Here is a 26,170-nt window from a genome sequence, read left to right on the forward strand (position 1 = left end):
TCGTAGCGCGCTCAGGGGGAGGCGTGAGCCTGCGGGGCCAGACTTACAGCGGGTATTGGCGAGGTGTGGTCTGGACGGTAATCCAGCGCAGTTCGGTGAACTCATTGATGGCGGATTTACTGCCAAAACGGCCATAGCCGCTGGCTTTCATACCCCCAAAGGGAGCCTGGGCCTCATCATGGACGGTGGGGCCATTGATATGACAGATGCCGCTTTGGATCTGTCTGGCGATGGCCAGACCCCGGTTCACGTCCTGCGTAAATACGGCAGCAGCCAAGCCGTATTCATTGTCGTTGGCCAATCGGATGGCCTCGCTGTCCTCGCGGTAGCGGGTCATGGTGACGACCGGGCCAAAGGATTCCGTGGCATAGAGCTGCATCTCGGGGGTAATGTCATTGACGATCAGCGGATGCATCAGAGCACCCTCGATTTTCAGGGGCAAGGGCAGGGTGGCCCCCTTGGCAAGCGCGTCCTCTACCAAGGACTTGATGCGCTGTGCTGACTCGGCACTTTCCAGATAGGCAAAGCGTGTGTCTGTCTGGTCGGGCGAGCCCACGGCGATGGTCTTGATTTTGGCCACCAGTTTGTCCAGAAAAGAAGAAGCAATCGCTTCATGCACAATAAGGCGTTCGGTGGACATGCAAATCTGCCCTTGGTTGAAGTAAGCGCCAAAGGCGACGCCGGCGACGGCCTGCTCCAGATCGGCGTCTTCGCACACAATGACCGGTGCTTTGCCTCCCAGCTCCAGCAGGACGGGTTTGAGGTAATGGGCGGCGGTGGCGGCGATGATCCTGCCAACTTTGGTGGAGCCGGTGAAGTTGATGCGTTTGACGGCCGGGTGGGCGATGAGCTGCTCGACCACCGCCGCCGCATCGTCGGGAGCGTGAGTAATGACGTTGATCACGCCCGCTCCCACACCGGCGTCATTGAGCACTTGTCCCAGCAAGACATGCGTGGCCGGGCATCGTTCGGAGGCTTTGAGAATGACGGTGTTTCCGCAAGCCAGGGGCATGGCTATGGCCCGGGTGGCCAGGATCACGGGTGCATTCCACGGGGCGATACTCACCACCACGCCGCAGGGGACGCGATAGCCCATCGACAGGCTGCCGGGCAGATCCGAGGGGATGACGGCCCCGTCAATCTGCGTGGTCATGGCCGCAGCCTCACGCAAGATGTTGGCCGACAACTGCACGTTGAAACCGTACCAAGAGTCTGTAGAGCCTGTTTCCTGGCGTACGGTGGCGATGAGTTCGGCGGCACGTTCGTCCAGCAGCTCCGCTGCTTTGAGCAGGCGCAAGCGGCGCTCGGTCGGACCCAGGGCTGACCAATGCACAAAGGCCTGTTCGGCCGCTTGCAGGGCAGCCTGCACATCCTCAGGCTGAGCGGCTGCGGCCACCGTTGCGGTCTGCCCAGTAACGGGGTTCTGACGTGTAAAAGTCTGGTGACCGCTGGCGTCACGAAGCTGGCCATTGATCAGTAGTTGACAGGTGTTCATCATGTCTCCTGCAATGCTGCGGATAAATAGGAAAAGTTCAAACGGGATTGTTCAAGTCCATACGGTTTCGAGCCCAGATTGGCCCCAGCTGCAAACCGGCTGGATTCTTTCTGTTCTTCGCCCCCCGAGTTCGGATTTTTCTCCACCAATATAGTGCGGTATGAGATTGCCCCGGTACTAGCAGCCATGCATTTTCATGCAAAATGCAATGTAGCCGCCTGACCGTGCCGTTTTAAGGTATTTTGGAGGCTCGCTTCCAAAGGGGCCGTGTCTCACTTTGCTTTTCTGATGCTCTACAGACTGCTCTCCAGAACAACTGAACTTCGTTTATGGCATTGCTGCGCCCTTTAAACTCCCGATTTGCGATTCGCGCTCTGCTTGTCTGGGGCTTGTTAGTGGTGCTCGCGGCGGGTGCCCTGGCGAGCTGGCGCTATCAATCCTTGCTCAGTACTCTGGAGACCGAAAGCAATGTTCTCTACAGGCTGGCTTCACAACGGGCAGATCAGCATGATGCCCATTTAACTGCTTTATCCGCTGTTGCCAACGCCACGGATGATCCGGGGCACACCTTGTTCCTGGATGTTGCCGCAACGATTGCGCATTTTTACCCGCGTATCGTCGACATACAACTGATCCCGTTGGCAGTGGGCAAGAAGCCCGTCGGGCTTGGCGCTTTGTCGCCCGAGACGACGGCCTTGTTGCGTGAGTCGGTGTTGAGGTCACAGGGACAGATGGTGCTGATGGCGGACCCTGAGCGTCACGGCTTTTATATATTGGGCAAACGAAGCCCGAACACTGCTGATGCGCGCTATGGCCTGATGCTGGTGATTGACGCTAGACAACTGCTGGCCGATGCCAGTCATTTCTGGTCGGAGCCGGGCGTGTTTCTACGCCTGTCACTGCCCAAGGGCCCTTTGCTTGTGGGCCAGGCCGGATCAGACGCTGAGCTGTACTTTTCCAAGGCGCTGGCCAGTCCCTCCCAGCCCTTGATTCTTGCGACGGGGATGGCACTGGGTCCCGCTGATCTTTTTCCTATGGCGGAAACGACACTGGTGTTGTTGCTGCTAAGTGCGGCATATCTTGTTGTCTTGGCCGCCTGGCGTCAGCGCGTGCGCACCCGGCTGGCGCTTGAGCAGGCGCGATTAAGCGCCCTGGAGTCTCGTCTGGCCCACGCATCACGAGTCAATGCACTGGGAGAGATGGCCAGTGGCCTGGCCCATGAACTGACCCAGCCCCTGACAGCTATTTTGGCGCAGACTCAAGCCAGTCGACGGATTGTTGCTCAGTCAAGCAGCACGCCCTTGTTGCCGGTGCTCGATGAGACGGTTGCACAAGCGAAGCGAGCATCGGCCATTCTGGAGCGGTTTCGCAACTGGTCGCGTCCCCAGGCGCTGAGTGTAGGCTGCTTTGATATTCGCGACGCCTTGCATAATGTACGCGCCTTACTGGCATCTCAGGCAGCCCTGAGCAAGACACGGCTGATGTTTGAGTTGCCCTCCTATCCGGTGCTGGTTGAGGCGGACCCTGTGGAAATGGAACAAGTCATTTTCAATCTTGTACGTAATGGTCTGGACGCCGTGACCGGGCAAGAAGCAGGCCAGGTGACCGTAAGCCTTAATCAAACAGATACGCAGCTGATTATTGATGTTGCTGATAACGGCCCCGGTGTTCTGCCGGCACTCAGGGACAGCCTGTTTACGCCCTTTACGACCAGTCGGCCCGATGGGACTGGGCTTGGTTTGGCATTGAGCCAGCGGCTGATAGAGCGTGCTCATGGTGAGGTGTTTTTGCTCGAGGATGCGCCCGAGACGACATTCCGGATTATCCTGCCGGTAAAACATGAGCCTATGGAGTCTGCTGGATGAGGTATCCCGTTTATTTGCTTGACGATGATGAGGCCGTGCGTCGCGCCTTGAGCCTGCTTTTGTCTACCGTCGATATTCACGTTACGGAGTTTGCAGACCCCCAGGGATTTCTGGCGCAGGTAGCCAAACTGGCCCCCGGATGTTTGATTCTTGACATCCGTATGCCGGTCATCTCGGGCTTGAAACTGCAGGAGCAATTGCGTGACAGGGGTATCGATTGGCCAACGATTGTGATCTCGGGCCATGGCGATATCGACGCCTGTCGTCGTGCTTTTCGAAATGGGGCCGTCGATTTTTTATCCAAGCCTATTGATGAGCAGGATCTGATCGACGCCATACAAAAAGGGCATGATGTGCTCGATCGCCATTTGCGAGAACAGGCACAGCAAGCGGAAACATTGCAGTTGTTGGCTTCACTTACTCCGCGCGAGCGCCAAATACTGGAGTTGGTGGCCCAAGGCTTTACGACCCGGCAGATTGCAGAGGCCTTGTGCCTTTCACCGCGTACGATCGATACCCACCGTGTTTCTATTGGCGCCAAACTGGGCACCACATCACAGGCGGAGCTCACTCGTCTATGGTTGGAAGGAAGCGCTAAAGGATAAGGGCGAAAAAAACCACTCGGTATAACTACGTAGAGGAGTGTGAGGTCTACGAATAGGTTTCTTCTTTTTTGAGCGGTAAGCTTTGCTTGTTCGTTCTAACCAGGAAAGGAAATCACATGATTCGTACATTCTCTGTCGCCGCTCTGTTGTTTGCTCCTATCATGGCCTCTGCCGCCCCAGCGCTGCCCAGCGCGCCATACCTGCCACTGGAACTGGCCACCCAGGCCGCGCAGGCCGCCTTGAAGACCTGCGCAGCACAAGGTCATCAGGTCAGCGTGGCGGTTGTCGCCCGAGACGGGGCGACCAAAGTGTTGTTGAAAGCCGATAACTCGGGCCCACACACGGTCAGCAGCGCGCAAGGTAAAGCATTTACCTCTGCGGCTATGGGCCGCAGCACAGCGGGTCTGGCCGAGTTTATCGCCAGCAAACCGGCCAACGATGGTTTGCGGGATATGGACTCGCGTATGGTTATTCAGGGTGGCGGGTTGCCCATCAAGGTGGATCAGGTGCTGGTGGGTGGTATCGGTGTAGGCGGAGCGCCTTCTGGTGATATTGATGCTGCCTGCGCAGCCGAAGGCCTCAAAGCCATTGGCGCTACCGAATAAGCCGGCCAGCGTATTGCTCGCGTCAGCAAGGTGGCCTTGACAAGCTCAGGGCAGCATTCAGGGCGCGGGTGAAGCAGTTTCTTCTCAAAGCCAGGTGCCGTTCCCCCCGTTAAGGGGGCGAACGGCAAACTGCGTGTTGTTGTAGACACTGGTGTGTAAGACCGTTGGGCTGCAGATCTGCCGCCACAATAAGGTGGACTTGCTCGTTTAGGTGGCGGGCGTTGCATTTCAACATCGCCGGGACGTCCTGGTCGGTGAGCGAGACAGAGCGCGCCATTTGAACGGTCATCCTCACAGGCGGGGCATTGGCGTAGTTCATTTCGCGCCCCAAAGGTAAGGTCGGCGTAACGGCTCCCTGAGCGACTGAAGCGATGCACAAATGGGGGGCGTGACGCTTGGATTTCCCAAGCAGATTCCCCCAGCGAGAGCTAGCGAGTTGCGTTCTGCGACCTGTGAGATTCAGTCCACTTTCGATTCAATATCCCACCGCAGGCCTCAGGTTCCTGAAACAGGCCGGAGCCACCATCGTGCTTGATGGGAGGGCGACGTGCTCACCGGGTCTGCCTGTTTCACCAAAAAAGACTTTCGTCCATTTGATGAGTGTTGTGCCGATATCTGCGCAACGCCCGTAAATAGGCGTGTTCTAGGGCTTTAAGGTGTTTGTCTTGTCCACCCGAGTCTTGTGTTCTGAGGTCAGGCTCTCAGGATGAGAACACGAACGAGCATCAGCCAGCTTTCAGCATCAGGTTCGAATGGTTCTCATTGCTCATACTCGGAGGTGCTGGGTAATGGTTTTCACCTAAATAATTGATTTTTTGTTTTGTATTTATAAATTTTTTTGGCTCTCAGCTATAGTGATCACACTCCTTTAACAACCGGGTTTTTTAATAAGAATCTGACAATAGTATTCAAGCGTCTTTGGTCACATTTATCTCATCTACCTGCTAGTAACCACGGCACAGGAGCCAACACATGAAGTTAGATGTCACACCAGCCCCATCCTCGATTGACCAGATTTTTTCCTTGGGTACTGTGCGCTCCGATCTATGGCGTGAACTCTTGTTTGCTACTAAAAGATGGTCGCGTAAGGAAGTCGACGGACAAGAAGTTCGTGAAAAGTTTCTTCATTTGCGAAATCTGGAAGTGCTGCATGCTTATCCGGGGCGTCATCTTATGGACACCCTGTCCGGCCATCTTGAATTCGAACGTTTGGATGCTTTTCTGGAGTTGGCGACCCGAATCTCATTCGCCATCCTGGCGCGCTATTACAAAGATGATGCGCGCGAGTGGGAGGCCACGCCTGATGGGGACCACTTTAGGGATATTCGTCAGGACGTAGACGGTTTGGGCGGTGGGCGTCCTTACTTTGAAGTGTTGATTGTGGCACCAGCCAATAGTGCTCGCGTCGAGCGCAATGTTCAGCTGTTGCGTGCGCAGCGTCGTAAAGAAGACGACTTTGTGTATGAGCCTGTGGTCGTCGACAATTTCCAGGACGCATTTTGTGCTATTGCGGTAAACAGTAATATTTGTGCGGTTGCCATTTTTGAAGGCATTGGCTTTAAGAGCAAACAGCCAGTTCCTATCCTGGATCAAGCCATGAAAGAGCTTGATGTTCATTTCGACGACAGTCGTTTGGCCTTGCAACTGGCGGTCACCTTGGCGGGCTACCGTCCGGAGCTCGATATTTATTTGCTCTCCGATTTGCGTCCCGAGGAGGTGGCAAGTGATGAGCGTGCCAAGTGTCTGCGCCGCGTACTCTATGCGGTCGAGGAGCCCATGGAGCTGCATTTGTCAATTTTAGAGGGGGTTCGTGATCGGTACGAAACTCCTTTTTTTGACAATCTCAAGCGCTATGCCAGCAAGCCTGTCAGCACTTTTCATGCCTTGCCCATTGCCCGCGGTAAATCCGTCTTCAAATCGGACTGGATACGCGATATGGGCGAATTCTATGGCCTGAATCTGTTCTTGGCCGAGTCCTCTGCCACGACTGGCGGCCTGGACAGCCTTCTGGAACCTACGGGCAATATCAAAAAAGCCCAGGAGCGCGCTGCCAAGGCGTTTGGCGCTGAGCATTGTTTTTTCGTTACCAATGGAACCAGCACGTCCAACAAGATGGTATTGATGGCGATTGCGCGACCCGGCGATATCATTATCGTTGATCGAAACTGCCACAAATCGCACCACTACGGCATGGTTCTGGGCGGGTTGTTGCCCTACTATGTCGAAGCGTTCCCGATGCGCGAGTACTCCATGTATGGTGCGGTTCCGCTCAAGAACATCAAGCGCGCCTTACTGAAGCTGAAACAAGAGGGCAAGCTGGACAGGGTGCGTGCTGTTGATCTGACCAACTGCACCTTTGATGGTCATGTGTACAACACCCGGCGCGTCATGATGGAATGTTTGGCGATCAAGCCTGATCTTGTCTTTCTTTGGGACGAGGCCTGGTTTGGATTTGCGCACTGGTCGCCGTTCCTGCGTCCCAGAACGGCCATGGGGGCGGCGGCTTACATTGAAAATTGGTTGGAAGATCCGGCGTCGCTGCAGCACTACGAGCGTCAGCAGCAAGAGCTGGGCGAGACTCCAAGCGATGATGAACTGATGCAGGCCAATCTGGTTCCGGATCCTCGACTGGTTCGCCTGCGGGTATATCAAACTAATTCCACACACAAGTCGATGTCGGCCATTCGCCAAGGTTCCATGGTGCTGGTCAAGGATGTGGACTTTTATCGCATTGAGCCGCAACTGCACGAGGCGATATTCACGCACGCTACAACAAGCCCCAATCAGCAACTTATCGCCTCTATTGATGTCGCTCGCCGCCAGATGGAGCTGGAAGGCTATGGCTTGGTGAACAATGCCATTCAAATTGCCTTGGACATTCGCAGCCAGGTGAACAAGCACCCGATGATTTCGCGTTATTTTCGAGTGCTGGGCGCAGACGACATGATTCCGCCCGAGTACCGCCAGAGCAATTTCAAGGACTTTTTAGCGCCGGGCACGAACTGGGACGATGCCGTCACCAGTATCCGGGACGATGAGTTTTTCCTTGACCCCACCCGCATCACCTTGGTGTGTGGAACGGCGGGTTTTGATGGCACTCAACTGAAGCAGTTATTGGCGGATCGTTTTGATATCCAGCTGAACAAGACATCCCGCAATTCGGTCTTGCTGCAGTCCAACATCAACAATACGCGCAGTGACGTCGCGCATTTAATTCGTGTTTTGTTGGAAATTACCTGCGAAGTGGATCATCAACTACACAAAACCGGAGACGTGGGGCGTCAGCACTTTCAAGAGCGTGTCGATAGCCTCATGAACGATGTTCCTGACCTGCCAAACTTCAGTCACTTTCATGAAAGTTTTCGTCAAGACAGCAATGGCGATGTAGCCGTTGAAGGCAGGATTCGTGATGCATTTTTCCTGAGCTGGGAAGAGACCAATTGCGAGTACGTGGGTTTGAATAGTCCGGAGTGCGATCGTCGGCTGCGCGAGGGGCCTCCTATGGTGTCAGCCAAGATGGTGATTCCTTATCCTCCCGGTTTTCCTATTCTGGTGCCTGGACAAGTCATCAGTGCCGAAACCATTGAGTTCATGCGTAAGCTCGATGTGAAGGAAGTGCACGGCTATGAAGCGAGTCGTGGCCTGCAGTTATTGAAAGTTTAACGACTTAAACCGGGCAGAAGGTCAGCACCGGCTATGGCCGGTCTGACCTGAATTCGTGCACTTAAGGGGCTCAATATGTTGATTTGGAACTGGGTAGAGCAAACCTTGCGTAGCTACCCTGAGTTGGCCATTTTTTTGGCATTGGCAGCTGGGTATTGGGTAGGCGGAAGAAAACTAGGCAGTTTTAGTCTGGGCTCGGTTACTGGAACCTTGCTGGCGGGCGTGCTGATTGGACAGCTCGACATCGAGATCTCATCGCAGATCAAATCCGTCTTTTTCATTATGTTTTTGTTTTCGGTGGGCTTTGGCGTCGGGCCGCAGTTTGTGCGGGGGGTGGCCAACGATGGTCTGCCTCAGGCAGTGTTTGCCGTTGTCGTGTCGTGCTTGTGTTTATTGTTCGTCTATCTGGCCGCGGTGCTGTCGGGCTATGGCCCCGGCCTGGCAGCCGGTTTACTGGCCGGCTCACAAACGATCTCCGCTTCCATCGGTTTGGCCACCAACGCGATCAATCGACTGGAGTTGTCGCCCACGGAGATACAGGCCCAACTGGATGCCATCCCAGTAGCCTATGCGGTCACCTACTTGTTCGGCACCTTGGGCACCGGCTGGGTCATTGCTTACCTTGGGCCCAAGTTGCTTGGCATTGACCTGCAAAAAGAGTGTGCTCGTTATGAGAAAGAAATGTCGGCCGGAGCCCCCGAGGGCGGCATTCAATCGGCATGGCATCAGCACATTGTTCGTGCTTACGAGTTGAGCACACCGAACTTTATTGCTGGCAAGACCGTTAAACAAGCTGAAGCCCTGTCTGGTGAGCGACTTTTTTTAGAGAATCTTCGTCGCGATGGAAAGATTATTCCGTTTGACGACAATACCTTATTGCAAGTGGGCGATATCGTTGCGGTTTCAGGGCGTCATGAGGCCTTGGTTGACTGGTCCAACCGCGCCGAGGAAGTGGCCGATAGGGAGTTGCTGCAAATTCCTATTGAGTCGATTGATATGGTCGTCACGAGCAAGGCGGCAAACAATCAAACATTACTGGAGCTCTCCAAACGAGCCGAGGCACGGGGTGTGTATGTGACGCGTATTCGTCGAGGCTCTATGGGCGTTGATATTCCCGTACAGGCGCAAACCAAGCTGCACCGGGGCGATATTGTCAGCATCAGTGGTAGCCGCAAGCACGTGGAGGCGGTTATTGACGCTTTTGGCTTTGCGGATCGCCCGACCAGTGTCACTGACATGGTGTTTGTTGGCTTTGGCATCGTCATTGGTGGTCTTGTGGGTGCCATTGTGGTGCCGGTGGCAGGGGTGCCCATCACACTGTCCACCTCGGGCGGAGCGCTTATTGCCGGTTTGGTGTTTGGTTGGCTGCGCAGCTTTAAGCCCAAATTAGGCAGCGTCCCCAGCGCCACGCTCTGGTTCATGAACTCGGTAGGGCTGAATGTATTTATCGCCGTCGTGGGGATCACGGCTGGTCCGACATTTATTCACGGTGTAAAGCAGGTGGGTATAGAGCTGTTCTTCTGGGGCATATTCGCGACAGCAACCCCGATGATTCTTGCTCCTTTTATCGGTAAATATATTTTTCGCTTTGATCCTGCGATTAATTTGGGGTGTTGCGGCGGTGCGCGCACAAGCACTGCCTCGGTGGCGATGGTTGCCGATGTCGCAAAAAGCAATGTGCCGATGCTCGGTTATACGGTGCCGTATGCGATCAGCAATACCTTACTGACCCTTTGGGGCATGGTGATCGTGCTGTTGATGAAATAAGACCCTTGTACTTATCGATCGCCATGCGGCTTTGACAGATCAGTGCGGCATGTGATGAATGCGCTGGCCGGTGACCGGGACTCAGGTCATTGGCCAGCCGTGCGAATGTCATGCCGGTAGTGTTCGCGACCGTTGCTGTATCTATTTTTTATAAATAGCTTTTGTTTCAACCGACTACTAAAGGGAATCCATGCCTCTACACGCCAAGGATGATATCCGCAATGACCTTCTCGATGACGTTTACGCGTCCACCGATTTGTCGGTCTCCATGCCCAAGTACAAAATGCCCGAACATGAGCACGCTCCCAGGCACGCGTACCAGGTAGTCCACGATGAGCTGATGCTCGACGGTAACTCCCGTCAGAATCTGGCGACGTTTTGCCAGACCTGGGTTGAGGAGGAGGTCCACAAGCTGATGGACGAGTCAATCGACAAAAACATGATTGACAAAGATGAGTATCCCCAGACGGCTGAAATCGAGTCACGCTGCGTGCACATGCTTGCTGACTTGTGGAACTCTCCAGACGCCAAGAACACCTTGGGCTGCTCGACCACGGGCTCTTCCGAAGCCGCCATGCTCGGAGGCCTGGCACTTAAGTGGGCATGGCGCAAGAAACGCAGTGCGGCAGGACTTTCGACCGATAAGCCCAATCTGGTTTGCGGTCCTGTGCAAATTTGTTGGCATAAATTTGCGCGTTATTTCGATGTGGAATTGCGTGAAATTCCCATGGAAGAAGGTCGGCTCATTATGAATGCCGAAGAAGTATTAAAACGCGTCGATGAAAACACCATTGGTGTGGTGCCCACCTTGGGTGTCACCTTCACCTGCGAGTACGAGCCGGTCAAGCAGGTTCATGATGCCTTGGATAAATTGCAGCAAGACACGGGGCTGGATATCCCGATTCACGTTGACGGTGCCAGTGGCGGGTTTCTGGCTCCCTTTTGTGCCCCTCAATTGCAGTGGGATTTTCGTCTTCCTCGTGTGGTGTCGATAAACACCTCGGGTCATAAGTTTGGGCTTGCCCCCCTGGGGGTAGGTTGGGTGCTCTGGCGTGATGCCGCCCATCTTCCTGAAGAGTTGATATTCAATGTGAACTATTTGGGTGGCAACATGCCGACCTTTGCACTGAATTTTTCCAGGCCTGGCGGCCAGATCGTGGCCCAGTACTATAACTTTTTGCGTCTTGGCAAAGCGGGCTATCGTCGTATTCAGAACGCTTGCTATGACACGGCACGTTATCTTGCGAGCGAGATTGGCAAGTTGGGTCCGTTTGAGATCTTGTTTGACGGTGATCCTGATAAAGGTATTCCAGCCTTGTGCTGGAAGATCAAGGATGGCGTGAATCCGGGTTTCAATCTGTATGACTTGGCCGATCGCTTACGTTCGCGCGGTTGGCAAGTACCTGCTTACTCCATGCCGGCCAATCGTCAGGATCTAGTGATCCAACGCATCCTGGTGCGCCATGGTGTGACGCGTGACCTGGCTTCCCTTTTGCTGGATGACTTCCGTCGTTGCCTGGATTATTTCTCCTCCCATCCCGTTGCCGTACAGGGGCAGCAGGACGAGTCTGGCGGTTTTCATCACTAACTTGACGCGGTGAACCCTCTGTAAAAACGATGAGCTCAGACGTGGAATCTTCTTTTTGAGAGGCTCCACCGCATGAACGTGTCGAAATTTACGGGGGGTAGCCAGGTTCTGGAGGCCATCCAGCATCTGCTAGCCGTTTGGGCACGATGCAGGGTGCACGCAGGCTTGGTTGCAACCCCAGGCATGTATGGCGGATATATCGAGAACTTAATCTGAGTAGCGCAAGCGGCTTCATAAAGTGCGCCTATCAGTTGCTTTCGGTATGGGAAAGCGAAACCATTGATTTTATGAGTATTGATTGTTGGGTTTCAATGGTTTTAGATTAGCTGGTGCCGATGAAAGGAATCGAACCCTCGACCTTCTCATTACGAATGAGCTGCTCTACCGACTGAGCTACATCGGCTAACCTAAGACGATAAGTATATCCTGTTTTTTTCTGGTTTGTAAATTCTCTGTGCGCATGAAAGGTGCAACATGCTATGTTGAGCGTTTTCAGCCTGTTAAGGGGATGATGATGCTAGGGATCAAGATTGGTTTGGTGGTAGCGGCTTTCTTGCCTTGGTTGGCCGCCATTTGTGCCAAGGCGGGGGGTTCAGGTTTTGATAATCATGACCCGCGGCCCTGGCTGGCGGGGTTGACAGGCTGGCGGGCGCGCGCCAATGCGGCTCAGGCCAATGCGTTTGAGGCCTTGCCTTTCTTTTTTGCGGCGGTGTTGTTGGCGTTGTGGTCAGGAGCCGATCCTCTGCGTGTGCAAAGTCTGATGATTTCCTGGATTGTGCTGCGTGTTTTGTATTTGCTGATGTACATCATGAACAAGGCAGCCTTGCGCTCCTTGGTCTGGTTCCTGGCCGTCGTGGTCAATATCTGGATTGTGTTTTTGCCCGTATTGCGGACTTGAGATACGGCGCTGGGCATGCTGGGCACCTTATGAAACCGGTGTTCAGCACGCCCTTGAGATGCTTGATGGTGAAGACGAGCAGGCCAGCCATAAGGCCAGCCTGTTTTTATTTGTTGGTGCTTTCCTGGTCTTCTGCTTCAATCCGGGCGCTGATGGCCGAGGGAAACAGATCCCAGCATGCGATGAACATGGCGGCGATCAGCGGGCCGATCACAAAGCCGTTCAGGCCGAAAATCGACAAACCGCCCAGGGTGGAGATCAAGATCACGTAGTCCGGGATCTTGGTGTCTTTGCCGACCAGCAAAGGGCGCAGCAGGTTGTCGACCAGCCCAATGACCATAATGCCAAAAGTAGTCAGGATAATCCCGGGGACGTAGTGCCCCGAGACGAAAAAGTAGATGGCAACGGGAGCCCAGATCAGCGATGCGCCCACGGCGGGCAGCAAGGAAAGCACAGCCATCAGGACACCCCAGAACAGAGCGCCCTGAATGTCCAGGAACCAGAACATGACGCCGCCCAGCGCACCTTGTGTGGCGGCCACCGCAATATTGCCTTTGACGGTGGCGCGTACCACAGTGGTGAACTTGCGGAAAAGATGAGTCTTTTGGTTCTCGCTCAGTGGAATCAACTGACGGTAGTGACGGCCTAGCTCTACCCCGTCGCGCAGCAGGAAAAACAGCATGTACAGCATGATGCCCAGGCTGACCAGGAACTGGAAGGTGTTCTGGCCGACATTGAGCGCCTGTTTGGTCAGGAACTGGCCGCCCTGAACGGCGAACTGCGAAAACTTTTCTTGCAGGGAAGCGGTGTCATGCAGGCCAAAGCGGGCGGCAAAGTCAAGGACGCTGGGGGGGAGGGCACTGAGGATCTTTTGTAGATAGGCTCCGGGATTTAACTGGCCACTGTTCATCAGATCGTATAAGGAGGCGATCTGCTGCACCAGGGATATAGAGATCAGGATGACCGGAATAATGACAATCAGGATAATGATCAGCAGACTGATCAGGGCTGACAGGGAACGGCGGCCTTTGGTTTTGGCCAGGAGTTTGCGCTGCAGGGGGGCAAACAAAATGGCCAGCACCGCTCCCCAGAATACCGCGCCATAAAAAGGAAGAAGTATCCAGACAAAGGCGGCGGAGACTGCGGCCAGCAAAAGCAAAAAAGTATGGAATTGTAGATTTGGCCGGGTGGACATGGAAGTTTTCCATTAGCGTGAATTTGAGGCGATTGTAAGGGGGAATCCTGACTGCCGGAGTGAATCTTGGTATCTGTTTATTGGGTTTCTGCTGACGTTAAAACACGCCTGCGCCCTTCTTGTTTGTCACGGCGGGGGCAAATCGGCGGGCAGGGGCTGGGCCCCTGAGGTCAGCGCTTGGCCTGACGGGCCAGTTCCAGGTAATGGCTGGCGCGCCAGATGTGCTGGCTGCTGCGCTCAAACCAGCGGTGAGTATCTGTGATTCGCAACGTGCGCGAGACATCGTCCTGTCCTTGGGGGGCAGCCAGAAGCTGGCCGCGTACCGTATCCAGCAATTGGGCCTGAGACTGAGCCCGAATCTGCATTTGCTCCTGCCAGTCAACGGGGGCTTGTGCATGCAGGCTTTGCTGAGCCAATGTAGTCAGTTCTGACGCCAGGCTCCGGGCGTGCTGGTAGCGTTGGTCCAGCAGATCCGTGCCCGGCTGGTACTGTAAGCGGCTACGCAGGCGCTGCATATGATCGATGGCATGCAAAAGCGCGCTGATGTGGGCGGCCACTGCTGGATCATCCGCCGCGCTGGGAATGCGCAAGACAAACTCGTAAGCCTGATCGAGTACAGTCCCGATCTGCTGCAGATCGGTTGCTGCCGTATCGGGGCGGCTCATGGCCAGACTGTGCTGATACAGGTTCAGCAAACGTTGTGCCTGCTCTTGCAAGGTGCGTTGTGTGGTCTCCAGTGCCAGGGCAGGCACTTGCAGCAGGCTGTCGTCCAGATGATGCGGGGGGCGAGCAGCCCGGTCAGGCACCAGCTTTTGTACCCAGCGGGCAAAAGGCTGGGTAAAGGGCAGGCACAAGGCGGCGCCCAAGCCAATGAACAGGCTGTGAAAGGCCGCCAGGCCCAGGGCTCCGGGAGAGGTATTGATATAAGAGCCGGTGGCGTACATGGCTTTGAGAAACAGCGGCAGAATCAGCAGGCCCAGCAAACCGGCAATGACGTTGAACAGGATATAGGCAATGGCTGTGCGTTTGGCATAGATTGTGCCGCCAATAGCGACCAGAACGCCAGTCAGGGTGGTGCCGATGGAGGCTCCCACGACGATGGCTGCCGCTTGGTCAAAGCTGATGGCTCCTGCATCCAGCGCGGTCAAGGTCATGGCGATGGCCGCCGTCGAGGACTGCAGCACCGCGGTCAGGGCCAGCCCGGTCAACATGATCAACACGTGAGCGCCATAACCGCCGGCAGGCAAGTGGGCCAGGCTGAAGTTGGCCGCCAGACCTTGCATGCCATCCTGCAACATGCTCAAGCCCAGAAATAGGGTGCCGAAGCCGGCCAGGGCACGGCCCAGTTCCTTGTGACGACCCGGAGCCAGCAGTTTGAGCAAAGCCCCCAGACCGATTAAGGGCAGGGTGTAAAAACCCAGATTCACTTTCAGCCCCAGGCCAGAAATGATCCAGCCGGTAGCGGTATTGCCAAGGCTGGCACCAATAACCACGCCAATGGCTTGTGTAAAGGAAATCAGCCCGGCACTGACAAACCCGATCAAGGTGACGGTCGTGGCTGTCGATGACTGGGCCAGTGCCGTAATCAGCGCCCCAGAGGCAAAGGCTTTGATGGGGCGACCGGTAAAAGCCAGCAGTATCTGTTTGAGGGAGCCGCCTGCAAACGCGACCAGTCCTTCGGACAGAAGCATCATGCCAATCAGGAACAGGCCAAGTCCCCCTAAAAAGGGGAAAAGAGTATCAAGCATAGAAGCGTGCGAACAACGGAATAATCGATAGGCCCAGGTGTGACAAACCCGGACAAAAGGTTGGATGCTGCATTATCGCCAGTTACGCTAGCAGATGGCGTGAAATTCTCCAGTGATGAACACGGCTTGTTCCTGACGACGAAGAGGGCATACGCAGTGCAGGCTCTTTGTATTGAATAAGAGCGTTGACGTTTTTAGTGCTTAGGAAAGAGCGCAGGTTCGAACACGTTGGGGAGCCGGCTTGCAGGGGCAGACGGCAGGGCGCTTTGAGGGCTGAGCAGGTATAGGGAGTTCATAGGTGGCATGTCTATGCCGTCCTGGCGCATCAGCGCTTGCGCACGACGAGTTTTATCCTTGATGCCTAACTGGAACGAGTTCAGGACTTAACAGTGCATACGCCGGTGCTGATTAAGAAAGATTATAAAGAGTGGCTGGGTACGCGATTGAGGTAGAGGATGGAGGGGGAGCCGAGCGTTTTACTCCTGATAACTGACAAAAGGAGATCGCCTGCGCTCAAGAGCCGCGGGTCCTGGCATGGGGTAAACCGCGTTGCGGGATGGCCGGTGCGTCAATCCACGGGTTGCGCAGCGTCGATAAAGCGGGATCTGTGGGAGTCGGTCTATCACCCGCACGAGTAGGCACGGCTGATGATGGTTGTGATTGGCCCTATTGAATGAACGAGGAACTTGCTTGGTTCAGGCCAGACGTAGAAAAGCCCAGCTGCTTGCGTAGCTGGGCTTTGGTATTTTTGGCTCCCCGACCAGGGCTCGAACCTGGGACCTGCGGATTAACAGTCCGTCGCTCTACCGACTGAGCTATCGGGGACCAGCAAAGAAAATAATTATAGAGTGAAGGTTGCGGGTTTGTAAAGCGTTATTTTTAGAAAAAGTGAATTTCATCGACGCAAACTGGGGAGCAGGCTTGGCAATAGGCGTAAATCCTGAGTTTTTCGGCAGGAACATACCGTCCGGTCAATAAATCAGTCAAGCCGATTTGTAGCATATGGTTGCAAGCCGTTTGTTTAAAGGCTTTGCGGCTTGCTGGCTGGCTTTTGGAAAATTCTCGACAGATGAGAAAACTAGGGAAAATGCGGATAAAACCCAGCAAATATGCGAGTTCTAGTTGATTGACATCAATATTGTTTATGTCTGAAATATAAATGCTTGCAGTATATGGGTCTCAACTATCCAGCCTGTTTTGAGCCGCGTCTCAAGATGTGCCGGTTGGGGTGTTTTGCTGTCAAGACAGAGGAGGGAGTGCAGTGAGCTCGTGCCGGGACTTTTTGTCGGCAGGCTGGCTCAGCACTTGAACAACAAGGCCGGAAAAAATCATAAGTCCTCCGGCATTCAGACGTTTACAGAGAACAGAGAACAGAGAACATGAAAAAAACTATCTTGGCAGCTTTGCTGATGCCTGCACTGGCAGTTCCCGCTTTCGCTGCATCGAATGTGACCTTGTATGGCGTGGTCGATACGGGCCTGGGGTACGAACAATGGAAAGGGGACGACATGAAGGGAGGGGCAGGCAAACGCAGTCGTTTTGGCTTGTATGACCAGGGTTGGATGGGTAACCGCTGGGGGCTGATGGGCAGCGAGGATCTGGGCGGCGGGCTCAAGGCCAACTTCATGCTGGAAAGCGGCTTTGATCTGGGCACTGGCAATCTGCGCCAAGGCCGCTTGTTCGGCCGTCAGGCAAGTCTGGGTTTGAGCGGTGAGTCCTGGGGGCGTGTTGACCTGGGTCGTCAGACGACGGTCACTTCCCTGTATGTGGCGGGGGTGGCCAGCCCGTTTGGTGGCAATGGCTATCAGTACGGCGTAGGGGCGGCATTTGATTCGGCCAATACGGTTCGCTATGACAATATGGTGGCTTATCAGAGCCCCGAGTTCTCCGGTTTTCAGTTCGGTGCGGGTTACTCGTTCAACACCAACGGACCTCAGCAGTGGGATCGCAGTGGTTTGAGTGGTAATGCCATCAACAGCGATGAGGCCAACGTGAAAGCCGTCAGCGTGGCCATGCGCTATACCAATGGTCCCTTGAAAGCCGCGCTGAGCTTTGACCAGGCCCGTTATGGTTCTGCTCGCGAGCGTGGCGGCAATCTGGTGGCGGCCCAAAGCGGGAATGTGAGTGCCTGGAACCTGGCTGCCAGCTACAAGTTCAGCTTTGCAACGCTGCATGCCGCTTTTGGTCAGAGCCGCAATGGGTATATTGGCGGCTCCTTGCAAACCGAGCAGTTTGGTCCCGGCTTGCATAAAGACCTCAAGGTCAACTCCTATGCGTTGGGCGTGACGGTACCGGCAGGCAAGGCAGGTTCTGTGCTGGCTTCCTGGACGATGGCTGATCCACGTTCGACACCGCGCAGCACGGATGATGCCAAGACCCAGCATGTGTTCAGCGCGGGTTATTTGCACAATTTGTCCAAGCGCACCAGCCTGTATGCAATTGGCTCTTACGCTCGCAACATCGGCTACTACAGCGACCTCAAGAGCACGGTTGCCACGGTGGGTGTGACGCACCGGTTCTGATCTTTCCGACTGATTCGGTCAATTTTGAGCCGGGGTAGTGCGTTAGCAGCGGCGGCGCCGGCTCAAGCAGGAGCGAAGTCAGGGTAAAGAGCCACAGCGGGCCTGCATGAGATGCAGGCCCGCTGTCTTTTTTGGGATCGGATTTTGTTTGTCCAAATGTTAATGACGCGGTCTACGCGTGCCGCGTAACGGACAAAGACATGCACAAAAAAAATCAGCCCAACGCAAACGCGATGGGCTGATTTTGACGGTTTTCTTGGCTCCCCGACCAGGGCTCGAACCTGGGACCTGCGGATTAACAGTCCGTCGCTCTACCGACTGAGCTATCGGGGACCAGAGAAAAAGAATATAGCATGTATTTTGGAAAGTGTGCAAGTTTTCAGAGGGAAAAATGGCAAGGATCTGGGCGGGATGGCGGGTGGTCTGTTTTTTTGCTGCTCGCAGGCCGCCGTGGGGCGACTCTCAGCCCTCTGAACGCGCGTGCGCTTTGTGGGGCGGCATGGTCGCTGCACAGGGCAAAGAGTAGAATCGAATTCTTCTTGCTTTTATTGACTCTTTTTTCTGTCGGGGCCAGCGGCTGTTTTGCTGACAGTGTCGCCCTGCAAAGTGATGAATCTCCATGCAAGCTCGTCAAGGCTCCAGTGCGCAGCGCAGTTCCTTTTTGATTGGACTGGCGCTCTCAGGGGGCGGCTCTATCCTTTTCTCGGCCAAAGCGGTGGTGGCCAAGCTGACGTATCAATATGATGTCACTGCGCTGACCGTCATTGGGTTTCGGATGCTCCTGTCCTTGCCTTTTTTCCTGGCCATTGCCGTTTGGCAAATCCGCAAAGTGCGACAGGGCAAGCTGGCGGCGCTAACCGGCCGGCAGAAGCTGGAACTGGTGGTGCTGGGTTTTCTGGGCTATTACCTGGCCAGTCTGCTGGATTTTATCGGGCTTGAGTACATTTCGGCAGGACTGGAGCGGCTGATTCTGTTTTTGTCGCCGACCTTTGTGCTGATGTTCTCGGCCATTTTCCTCAAGCGCCGTATTCTGCCCAAGCAATGGTTGGCCTTGGCGCTGGCTTATCTAGGGGTAGGGCTGGTCTTTATACAGGATCTGAGCCTGACAGGTGACGACGTTCTGCTGGGTGCATTGTGTGTGCTGGGCTCGGCTATTTCCTATGCCATCTATCTGATTGGCTCGGGTGAGTTGCTCAAATCCATTGGCTCCACGCGTCTGGTGGCGTACGCCATGTCATTTTCGGCGGTCTACACCCTGATTCACTTTTTCGCCGTGTTGGGCTGGCAGGGGCTGGTGCAGCCTGCGCCGGTCTATGGTCTGTCCATGATTCATGCGGTCTGCAATACGGTCTTGCCCACCTTCATGACCATGTGGGCCGTGGAGCGCATTGGCGCACCGATGAGTGCGCAGATGGGCTTGATCGGGCCGGTCTCGGTACTGTTTCTGGCCAACTGGTTTTTGGGGGAACCCATTACGCTCATGCAATTGCTGGGCACGGCCTTTGTGTTGAGCGGCGCGATGGTTTTGAGCCGCCGCTAGGCGCAGGCCGGGGCGGGCTTATTTCCCGCCTGCCAACCTTTTTTCAATGTCTTCGCGGTGCACGTCATACGTAGTGAAGCCGGCCAGGTTTTGCGGCATATTCAGCTTGTCCCGATGCTGCAGGGTTTGACGGATATCCTCCAGGCCACTGCGCCAGTGCTCGCGCATGGTTGTGCGGCCAAACTGATAGTCCTTGTAATGCTGCTCGTAGGGCTGGTTGCGGTAAATCAGGTGCACTACGTTGTAGCGCTTGTTGCTGGCCAGTTCTTCCGCCAGGCGGCAGGGTAGCCGCTCTTTGCGCTGGTCCTCGGGGATCAGCGCCAGCAGTTCGGTCAGGATATGACGCATGTACTGCGAGTGGCGCATGTCCTCGGTCACCATACGTGTCCGGCTGGAGTAGCGGATTTCGTTCAAGCGGTCGCTGACCTCACCCATATTGGTTGGGACCGGTCCTCGAGCACTCCATAAATCCACTTGAAAGACCAGGGTGTCACGGCGGGGCGACTGATCCAGCACATAAGACAGTGGGGTATTGGAGACCAGACCCCCATCCCAGTAGTACTGGCCGTCAATTTCCACCGGGGCAAAGGCGGGGGGCAGAGCGCCCGAGGCCATGAAGTGCTCGGCCCGCAAGACGGTGCGATGGTTGTCAAAATAGACAAAGTTGCCCGTGCCCACATTGACCGCGCCCACTGAAATACGCTGACGCTTGTCGTTGATGCGATCAAAGTCGCATAGACGCTCCAGCGTGTCTTTCAGGGCACTGGTGTCATAGTAACTGGCTCCTTCGGGTACGCCCGGCGTGGCCTGCATAGGCGGGGGGAAGCGGGGACGGAAGAACCCGCGCTGGCCCAGAACGAGCGCATTGCTGGCATTGAAGGCGCTGATCGCCTCACGCATCATGTCGTTAATCCCAAAGAGCGCACGCTCCAGACAGGCTGGGCCAGACCAGCCGAAATAAGGTTCGCAAATGGTGTTCCAGAACTCGCGCAGACGCTCTACCTGGCGCTCGGGGGGATTGCCCGCAATAATCGCCGTGTTCAAGGCGCCAATCGAAATGCCGGACAGACAGTCGGGCTCGATTCCGGCTTCCAGCAATCCCTCGTACACACCGGCCTGATAGGCTCCCAAGGCACCGCCTCCTTGCAGTACCAAGGCGACAGTCTCGTAAGGGGGAAGATAGGATGGGCGGGCAAAATCGGGGGTATCTTGCGCTTGCGGCATGGGGGCAAGGTTCATGACAGGGCTCGGTTCAAGAGGGGCAAAAGATCGGGACTGGTGATCCCATCTGTTTGTGCTGCACTGCAGCAAGAATACCATTGCTGTGTGTCAGAACGCGGACCAGAATGCAAACTAGCGTCAATTTTCAGGAGACGAGGAGCCGGCTGGCGGGTTGTGCAGGTGTTGTGCAAAGGCGCTTAACACCTGACTGCGGTAGCGCTCTTTATGCAGCACCAGCGACAGACGACGTTTCAGATCCAGAAAGGGGGTATCCAGAATACGAAGTCGCTGATTGGCCACCGCATCCAGGGTGGCCGCCTGGGGAAGGCAGGCCAAGCCCAGTCCGGCGATGACCGCCTGTTTGATGGCCTCCACCTGGCCCAGCTCCATCAATACATGTCCACCGGGTAATGTATTCAAGGCTTGTTCGGTTAGTGCCCGCGAGGCTGAGCCCCGTTCGCGCATGATCCAGTTCATGCCTGCAAAGTCCTGTTTGTGCAGGGTGGTCCGGGTTGCCAGTGGGTGATCGGGGGCGGCGCAGACGACCAGAGCGTCCTCGCGCCAGATCCAGGTCTCCAGTTGGGGGTGGTTGACCGGCCCCTCTACGCAGGCAATATCGCAGCGGTGTTCCAGTAACTGGCTGATGATATTGGCCGTATTGTCGACCGATACATGTAAAGACACGCGCGGGTGCTGGCGTACAAACGACCCCACCAGATCGCCAATCAGGTAATTGCCCACGGTATTGCTGGCTCCGATGCGGATTTCACCGCGCAATTCACGTTCTTCCTGCTGGCTTTGCATCTCGCGCAAGCGCTCCAGAATTTCACGTGCATGCGGTAGCAACTGTTTGCCGCGACTGGTCAGTTGCATACGCCCCGGCGTGCGCTCGAACAAGGGGCTGTCCAGTTGCTTTTCCAGTTCGGCCAGCGCCATGCTGGCCGCCGGTTGGGACAGGTGAATCTGGGCCGCGCAGGCGCGCACGGTGCCTAAGGTGGCTATACCGACAAACACTTCCAGTTGTCTGATGCTGATCGCGTTCATGATAAATAAAATTGATACTTACGATAAGTAATAATGAATTTTTTAATACTCGGGGTCAACCTAAAATTACTTTTACTTATTACCCTATCTGGAATGACACGATGAGCAGTGTGACCGATTTACCCGCAGCCCCTACCGCCTTGAAGGCGCCGGACACATCGGGTTTCTCTCTGAAGCCGTCGCGTTGGTGGGGATTTTTGTTGGCGGTGTCGGTGGGTGTCGCCGCCATGGGCCTGGGCAAGCTTTGGCCTTTGATTGGCGGCCCCGTCTTTGCCATTGTGCTCGGTATGGTGTTGCGTAACACGATGGGCGTGGCGACGCTGTTTCAGCCCGGCTTGCGCTTTTCGTCCAAAGTGTTGTTGCAGTGGTCAATTATCGGCCTGGGCTTTGGACTGAGCCTGCCGCAAGTAATGCGTACCGGTTTGGATTCTCTGGCGGTGACTTTGGTGACATTGACAGTGGCCTTTGTGACGGCTTTGCTGCTGGGCCGCGCTCTGGGGATTGCGTCCAAGCTGCGTACCCTGATCGGGGTGGGCACCGCGATTTGTGGCGGCTCGGCGATTGCGGCGGTCACTCCAATTCTCAAGCCTGAAGAGCATGAAACGGCGCTGGCGATCTCGACCATTTTTATTTTCAATATTGTGGCAGTGCTGGTGTTCCCCTTGGCCGGTCACATGATGAATATGTCGGATGCGGGCTTTGGGGTATGGGCTGGCACGGCGATCAACGATACCTCCTCGGTGGTGGCAGCTGGTTACAGTTACAGCCGTCAGGCAGGCGACCATGCCACGATCGTCAAGCTCACTCGCGCGACTCTGATCATTCCGATCTGTCTGATTCTGGCCGGGCTGGAAGTATGGCGCTCGCGTCAGGCCGGTCGGGATTTTGATCTGATGCGGGTGTTCCCCTGGTTCATTGTCTGGTTCATGGTGGCTTCAGCTGTGCGCTCGATGGGCTGGGTGCCCGTGCAATGGCTGGAACCGCTGCGTTTTATGGCTGAGTTCCTGATGGTGCTGGCATTGGCCGCTATTGGACTGTGTTCAGACCTGCGTGTGATGGCCCGAGCCGGTGTGCGACCTGCCTTGCTGGGACTGGGGGTGTGGATAGCGGTGGCCGTCAGCAGTTTGCTGGTTCAGCGCTGGATTGGCGTCTGGTAAAAAGCAACCGGAAAAAAACCTGGCCGTGGCTTAATCTGCCACGACCAGGTTTTTTTTGTGAGCAGCCGGCTGGTGCTCAGACGAACCAGGAAGCAGGGCTGCGGTAAATGGCCACGCCCACGATGTAGGCAAAGATCGCAATCGCGATCAGTGCCGCAACCCCCCGGCTGAAAGCCGTCTTGCCACGCTTGATGGCATAGCTGCCCACCACGATATACACGATCAGCAGCACGATTTTGGTAATGAGCCAAGGCTGATTGGCCGCGGCACCCAGCATGCCCGCCAATGCCAGGCCACAGACCAGCAAAACGGTGTCGATCACATGGGGGGCGATTCGTACAAAACGATGTTGCAGACAGGCAGAGCCACTGACTGACCAATAGGCCCGGATGATGAAAAACAAAATACTCAGCCCGGCGGCTGTCATGTGCAGGTGTTTGAGGACCATGTATGTCATGCCTGTTGTTTCCTTCTGAAGTTCAGGGTGCAGAAAAAGGCAGTATACGCAGGCTGGGCCTCAAAAGTTTTTCTGTGTCGGGGCTCACACTTGCCCCGACGCAAAAGTCCGCCGTACTTAGAGCAGATTGACAGGCAGTTTCAGATAGACCTGACCGTTGCTTTCGGGCTCGGGGAAGTGCCCCGCCCGGATATTGACCTGGATGGAGGGCAGGATCAGGCGCGGCATGCCCAGCGTTTTGTCCCGTGCCGTGCGCCGCTCGCAGAACTGCTCTTGGCTGATGCCGTCACGCACATGGATATTGCCTTCTTTTTGCGCTTGCACCGTGCAATGGGATTGAGGTTCGCGCCCTTCTGGCGGGTAGTCGTGACACATGAACAGGACGGTCTGTGCTGGCAGTGCCAGCAGGCGTTGAATGGATTGGTAAAGCTGACTGGCGCTGCCACCCGGAAAGTCACAACGGGCGGTGCCGACATCGGGCAAGAACAAGGTATCGCCCACAAATACACCCAGTCCCTGGACGTGATAGGCCATGTCCGCGGGCGTGTGACCAGGGACATGCAGGGCCTGAACCTGGAGGGCACCGATCTGGAAATACTCCTGGTCGCGAAACAAAGTATCAAACGGCGTGCCGTTGGCCTGAATTTCGGCCTCTATATTAAAGATACGGCTGAAGGTGGCCTGCACTTGCTTGATATGTTCACCAATCGCAATTTTCCCTCCGGTTCGCTCCTGAAGCCAGACCGCGGCAGATAAATGGTCGGCATGGGCATGGGTTTCCAGAATCCATTGCACCTGAAGTTGATGCTGCTGCACAAAGTCCAGCACCTGTTGAGCGGTGGCGGTGTGGCTGCGGCCCGAGGCCGCGTCATAGTCCAGCACCGAATCGATGATGGCGCATTCACGTTGGCCGGGCGCATAAACCACATAGGTGAAAGTGGCCGTATCGGTATGAAAGAAGCTGGCGACCTGGGGTTGGAGCATGTCAGACCTCGTGGTGCTTATAAAATATTAAAAGATATTATATAATAATATATATTGTGTTTTTGTAGAATGATATGAATCAAACTGAACTGGAAGCCTTGCGGCAGGTGGCTGGCCGTGCCAGCAGTCTGCTGGCTAGCCTGGCCAACCCCGACCGTCTGATGATTCTCTGCACCTTGGTGCAGGGGGAATGCAATGTGGGGGAGCTGGCTCAGCGTAGCGGTATTGCACAGCCTACCTTATCCCAGCAATTGACGGTATTGCGGCGGGAAAATCTCATTGCCAGCCGTAAAGAAGGCAAATACGTGTATTACCGCCTGGAAGATCCGGCGGTACTGGCTGTCATGCAGACGTTGTATGGAATTTTTTGCGCCCCGGGAGGCACTGATGATCACCATTGATTGGACTTCGTTTACCCCATGGAGCGCCCTGCTCGGGGGCGCCCTGATCGGTTTGGCAGCGGCCATTCTGGTGCTTTTTAATGGCCGTGTGTTCGGCATCTCCGGGCTGCTGTCGGGCACCTGGACCGGGCAGGCTGGTGACCGGGCCTGGCGTTGGATGGCGCTGCTGGGCATGGCGGCGGCCCCTTGGCTGTATCGCCTGATCGGCGAGACCGTACCCCCAGTACAAGCCCAGCCTTGGATGTGGGTCGTGGTGGCAGGCTTGCTGGTGGGGTTTGGCACCCGTTTGGGCTCGGGTTGCACCAGCGGGCATGGCGTGTGCGGTTTGTCACGCCTGTCACCGCGCTCATTGGTGGCGACCCTGGCTTTCATGGCCAGCGGTTTTTTGACTGTGTTTGTGTTGCGTCATGTGCTTTAAGGAGCCGCCATGCATTACTTCATCGCGTTGATTTCCGGCCTCATTTTTGGCTTGGGCTTATTGATTTCCGGCTTGGCGAACCCCAGCAAGGTTCTGGCGTTTCTGGACCTGGCGGGAGCCTGGGACCCGTCTTTGGCGTTGGTGATGGCAGCCGCTATTGCCGTGGCCATTATTCCTTTCAGCGTGGCGCGTCGTCGTCCTTGCGCGTTCGTGACGGGCCAGCCCATGAACCTGCCCAAGCAACGGCAGATCGATCGTCCACTGGTATTGGGCTCCTTGATCTTTGGGGCAGGGTGGGGGATAGCCGGCTTTTGCCCAGGGCCGGCGGTGGTGTTGGCAGCCTCCGGCGCTCCCTTGGCGCTTGTCTTTCTGGTCGCGATGCTGATCGGTATGGGGGTGGCAGGCCGGGTGCGCACTTAATTGCCGGGCTCACATGTGCGGCCCACGCGGGTTAACCCAAGTGGGTGCTGGGAGCCGGAACGTGATCCGGCTCCATATTGACCAGGCCTTGCAAAATACCGCAGTGCTCCAGGCCTCCGGCTTGTCCGCAACGGTGACGCAGTTCGGTCAATTGCTGTTGCAGATGCTCCAGCTCGGCAATTCGCACCGCCACATGTTCAATGTGTTCATCCAGCAGTTCGTTGACGGGGGCACAGTCCTGGGCTGGACCATCCATAAAGGCCAGCAGGCTGCGGATTTCCTCATGGGTCATATCCAGGCTGCGGCAATTGCGGATAAACCGCAGCCGCTCCAGATGAACCGGACGATACAAGCGGTAATTGCCTTCGCTGCGCTCAGGTTCGGGCAGTAGTCCGACCTTCTCGTAATAGCGGATTGTTTCCGTGTTGCAGTGGCTTTTTTCTGCCAGTTCACCAATTTTCATTGCTCTGCCTCCAGGGGGCTTGACCTTGTAGTTACTTTAGGCTTTCTACTGGGCTCATGCAAGCAGCGAGGAATTGCGATGACATCCGCTAACAAGACATCAAGGTTCGACAAA

The 26,170-nt window shown here is 55.6% G+C and carries 21 protein-coding genes and 3 tRNA genes; 13 read left to right on the plus strand and 11 right to left on the minus strand.

The features are described 5' to 3' along the window. Window positions 1–43 precede the first annotated feature (43 nt). Window positions 44–1,495: an aldehyde dehydrogenase gene (locus ACOZ42_RS05250; RefSeq protein WP_426345834.1), complete on the minus strand. Its 1,452-nt coding sequence runs from the start codon at window positions 1,493–1,495 to the stop codon at window positions 44–46. Between the two features lie 329 nt (window positions 1,496–1,824). On the opposite strand from ACOZ42_RS05250, the gene ACOZ42_RS05255 reads away from it, so the two are divergent. From ACOZ42_RS05255 to ACOZ42_RS05280, 6 genes are all read left to right on the plus strand, one after another. Next, window positions 1,825–3,360, plus strand: coding sequence for a sensor histidine kinase (locus ACOZ42_RS05255; RefSeq protein WP_426345623.1), 1,536 nt, complete (start codon window positions 1,825–1,827; stop codon window positions 3,358–3,360). After that, entirely contained in the window at window positions 3,357–3,965 is a 609-nt protein-coding gene (locus ACOZ42_RS05260) for a response regulator transcription factor (RefSeq protein WP_059317920.1), read from the plus strand. The genes ACOZ42_RS05255 and ACOZ42_RS05260 overlap by 4 nt, the downstream gene beginning before the upstream one ends. Window positions 3,966–4,081: 116 nt before the next feature. Continuing rightward, entirely contained in the window at window positions 4,082–4,570 is a 489-nt protein-coding gene (locus tag ACOZ42_RS05265) for a GlcG/HbpS family heme-binding protein (RefSeq protein ID WP_003804742.1), read from the plus strand. A 972-nt stretch (window positions 4,571–5,542) separates the two neighbouring features. Beyond that, window positions 5,543–8,233 carry a decarboxylase gene (locus ACOZ42_RS05270; RefSeq protein WP_426345624.1) on the plus strand — a complete coding sequence of 897 codons (2,691 nt, stop codon included), beginning with the start codon at window positions 5,543–5,545 and terminating at the stop codon, window positions 8,231–8,233. A 75-nt stretch (window positions 8,234–8,308) separates the two neighbouring features. Beyond that, window positions 8,309–10,000 (plus strand): aspartate-alanine antiporter, encoded by a 1,692-nt coding sequence (aspT, locus tag ACOZ42_RS05275; RefSeq protein WP_003804740.1) that lies wholly within the window; start codon window positions 8,309–8,311, stop codon window positions 9,998–10,000. 190 nt (window positions 10,001–10,190) lie between these two features. After that, a complete protein-coding gene (locus ACOZ42_RS05280; RefSeq protein ID WP_426345625.1) occupies window positions 10,191–11,588 on the plus strand; it encodes a glutamate decarboxylase in 1,398 nt (465 codons plus the stop codon). Between the two features lie 327 nt (window positions 11,589–11,915). On the opposite strand, the gene ACOZ42_RS05285 is transcribed toward ACOZ42_RS05280, so the two are convergent. Further along, a tRNA-Thr gene (locus ACOZ42_RS05285) sits at window positions 11,916–11,991 on the minus strand. Window positions 11,992–12,102: 111 nt separating this feature from the next. On the opposite strand from ACOZ42_RS05285, the gene ACOZ42_RS05290 reads away from it, so the two are divergent. Next, the gene (locus tag ACOZ42_RS05290) at window positions 12,103–12,486 is read left to right on the plus strand and encodes an MAPEG family protein (protein WP_131071891.1); all 384 of its coding nucleotides are present in this window, start codon (window positions 12,103–12,105) and stop codon (window positions 12,484–12,486) included. Window positions 12,487–12,592: 106 nt separating this feature from the next. On the opposite strand, the gene ACOZ42_RS05295 is transcribed toward ACOZ42_RS05290, so the two are convergent. The 3 genes from ACOZ42_RS05295 to ACOZ42_RS05305 form a co-directional block, all read right to left on the minus strand. Beyond that, window positions 12,593–13,681 carry an AI-2E family transporter gene (locus ACOZ42_RS05295; protein WP_003804737.1) on the minus strand — a complete coding sequence of 363 codons (1,089 nt, stop codon included), beginning with the start codon at window positions 13,679–13,681 and terminating at the stop codon, window positions 12,593–12,595. A 170-nt stretch (window positions 13,682–13,851) separates the two neighbouring features. Next, window positions 13,852–15,429 (minus strand): Na/Pi cotransporter family protein, encoded by a 1,578-nt coding sequence (locus tag ACOZ42_RS05300; protein WP_426345626.1) that lies wholly within the window; start codon window positions 15,427–15,429, stop codon window positions 13,852–13,854. Between the two features lie 749 nt (window positions 15,430–16,178). Further along, window positions 16,179–16,254, minus strand: a tRNA-Asn gene (locus ACOZ42_RS05305). A 554-nt stretch (window positions 16,255–16,808) separates the two neighbouring features. Between ACOZ42_RS05305 and ACOZ42_RS05310 the strand changes: the two genes are divergently transcribed. Further along, on the plus strand, window positions 16,809–17,951 hold the full coding sequence (locus ACOZ42_RS05310) for a porin (protein WP_003804735.1): 1,143 nt from the start codon (window positions 16,809–16,811) through the stop codon (window positions 17,949–17,951). Window positions 17,952–18,208: 257 nt separating this feature from the next. Here ACOZ42_RS05310 and ACOZ42_RS05315 read toward each other — a convergent pair. Further along, window positions 18,209–18,284: transfer RNA gene (locus ACOZ42_RS05315), tRNA-Asn, on the minus strand. Window positions 18,285–18,570: 286 nt separating this feature from the next. Here ACOZ42_RS05315 and ACOZ42_RS05320 point away from each other — a divergent pair. After that, window positions 18,571–19,491, plus strand: a complete 921-nt coding sequence (locus ACOZ42_RS05320; protein ID WP_426345627.1) for a DMT family transporter — start codon at window positions 18,571–18,573, stop codon at window positions 19,489–19,491. Between the two features lie 18 nt (window positions 19,492–19,509). On the opposite strand, the gene ACOZ42_RS05325 is transcribed toward ACOZ42_RS05320, so the two are convergent. Together ACOZ42_RS05325 and ACOZ42_RS05330 are read right to left on the minus strand one after the other, a co-directional pair. Next, window positions 19,510–20,730 (minus strand): DUF3734 domain-containing protein, encoded by a 1,221-nt coding sequence (locus ACOZ42_RS05325; RefSeq protein WP_219235853.1) that lies wholly within the window; start codon window positions 20,728–20,730, stop codon window positions 19,510–19,512. A 120-nt stretch (window positions 20,731–20,850) separates the two neighbouring features. After that, complete coding sequence (locus ACOZ42_RS05330) at window positions 20,851–21,756, minus strand: LysR substrate-binding domain-containing protein (RefSeq protein WP_003804731.1); 906 nt, start codon at window positions 21,754–21,756, stop codon at window positions 20,851–20,853. Between the two features lie 101 nt (window positions 21,757–21,857). Here ACOZ42_RS05330 and ACOZ42_RS05335 point away from each other — a divergent pair, with 101 nt between their 5' ends. Further along, window positions 21,858–22,913, plus strand: coding sequence for a YeiH family protein (locus ACOZ42_RS05335; protein ID WP_426345628.1), 1,056 nt, complete (start codon window positions 21,858–21,860; stop codon window positions 22,911–22,913). 76 nt (window positions 22,914–22,989) lie between these two features. Here the strand turns inward: ACOZ42_RS05335 and ACOZ42_RS05340 are convergent, their stop codons facing one another. Together ACOZ42_RS05340 and ACOZ42_RS05345 are read right to left on the minus strand one after the other, a co-directional pair. Further along, window positions 22,990–23,370, minus strand: coding sequence for a SirB2 family protein (locus ACOZ42_RS05340; protein WP_003804729.1), 381 nt, complete (start codon window positions 23,368–23,370; stop codon window positions 22,990–22,992). A 117-nt stretch (window positions 23,371–23,487) separates the two neighbouring features. Beyond that, window positions 23,488–24,354: an MBL fold metallo-hydrolase gene (locus ACOZ42_RS05345; protein WP_003804728.1), complete on the minus strand. Its 867-nt coding sequence runs from the start codon at window positions 24,352–24,354 to the stop codon at window positions 23,488–23,490. 74 nt (window positions 24,355–24,428) lie between these two features. On the opposite strand from ACOZ42_RS05345, the gene ACOZ42_RS05350 reads away from it, so the two are divergent. Genes ACOZ42_RS05350 through ACOZ42_RS05360 form a run of 3 tightly spaced genes read left to right on the plus strand, consistent with a single transcriptional unit; the run spans window position 24,429 to window position 25,593 of the window. Beyond that, entirely contained in the window at window positions 24,429–24,755 is a 327-nt protein-coding gene (locus ACOZ42_RS05350) for an ArsR/SmtB family transcription factor (RefSeq protein ID WP_003804727.1), read from the plus strand. Then, the gene (locus ACOZ42_RS05355; RefSeq protein WP_059317953.1) at window positions 24,745–25,173 is read left to right on the plus strand and encodes a YeeE/YedE family protein; all 429 of its coding nucleotides are present in this window, start codon (window positions 24,745–24,747) and stop codon (window positions 25,171–25,173) included. Before ACOZ42_RS05350 ends, ACOZ42_RS05355 begins: the two co-directional genes overlap by 11 nt. Before the next feature lie 9 nt (window positions 25,174–25,182). Further along, entirely contained in the window at window positions 25,183–25,593 is a 411-nt protein-coding gene (locus ACOZ42_RS05360) for a DUF6691 family protein (protein ID WP_003804725.1), read from the plus strand. Between the two features lie 31 nt (window positions 25,594–25,624). Here ACOZ42_RS05360 and cadR read toward each other — a convergent pair whose 3' ends face one another. Then, window positions 25,625–26,056 carry a Cd(II)/Pb(II)-responsive transcriptional regulator gene (gene cadR, locus ACOZ42_RS05365; RefSeq protein WP_003804724.1) on the minus strand — a complete coding sequence of 144 codons (432 nt, stop codon included), beginning with the start codon at window positions 26,054–26,056 and terminating at the stop codon, window positions 25,625–25,627. Window positions 26,057–26,170: the final 114 nt, after the last annotated feature.

Origin of the sequence: Alcaligenes sp. HNGD-HTN06 (assembly GCF_049932565.1) — a bacterium.
Lineage (GTDB): Bacteria > Pseudomonadota > Gammaproteobacteria > Burkholderiales > Burkholderiaceae_B > Alcaligenes > Alcaligenes ammonioxydans.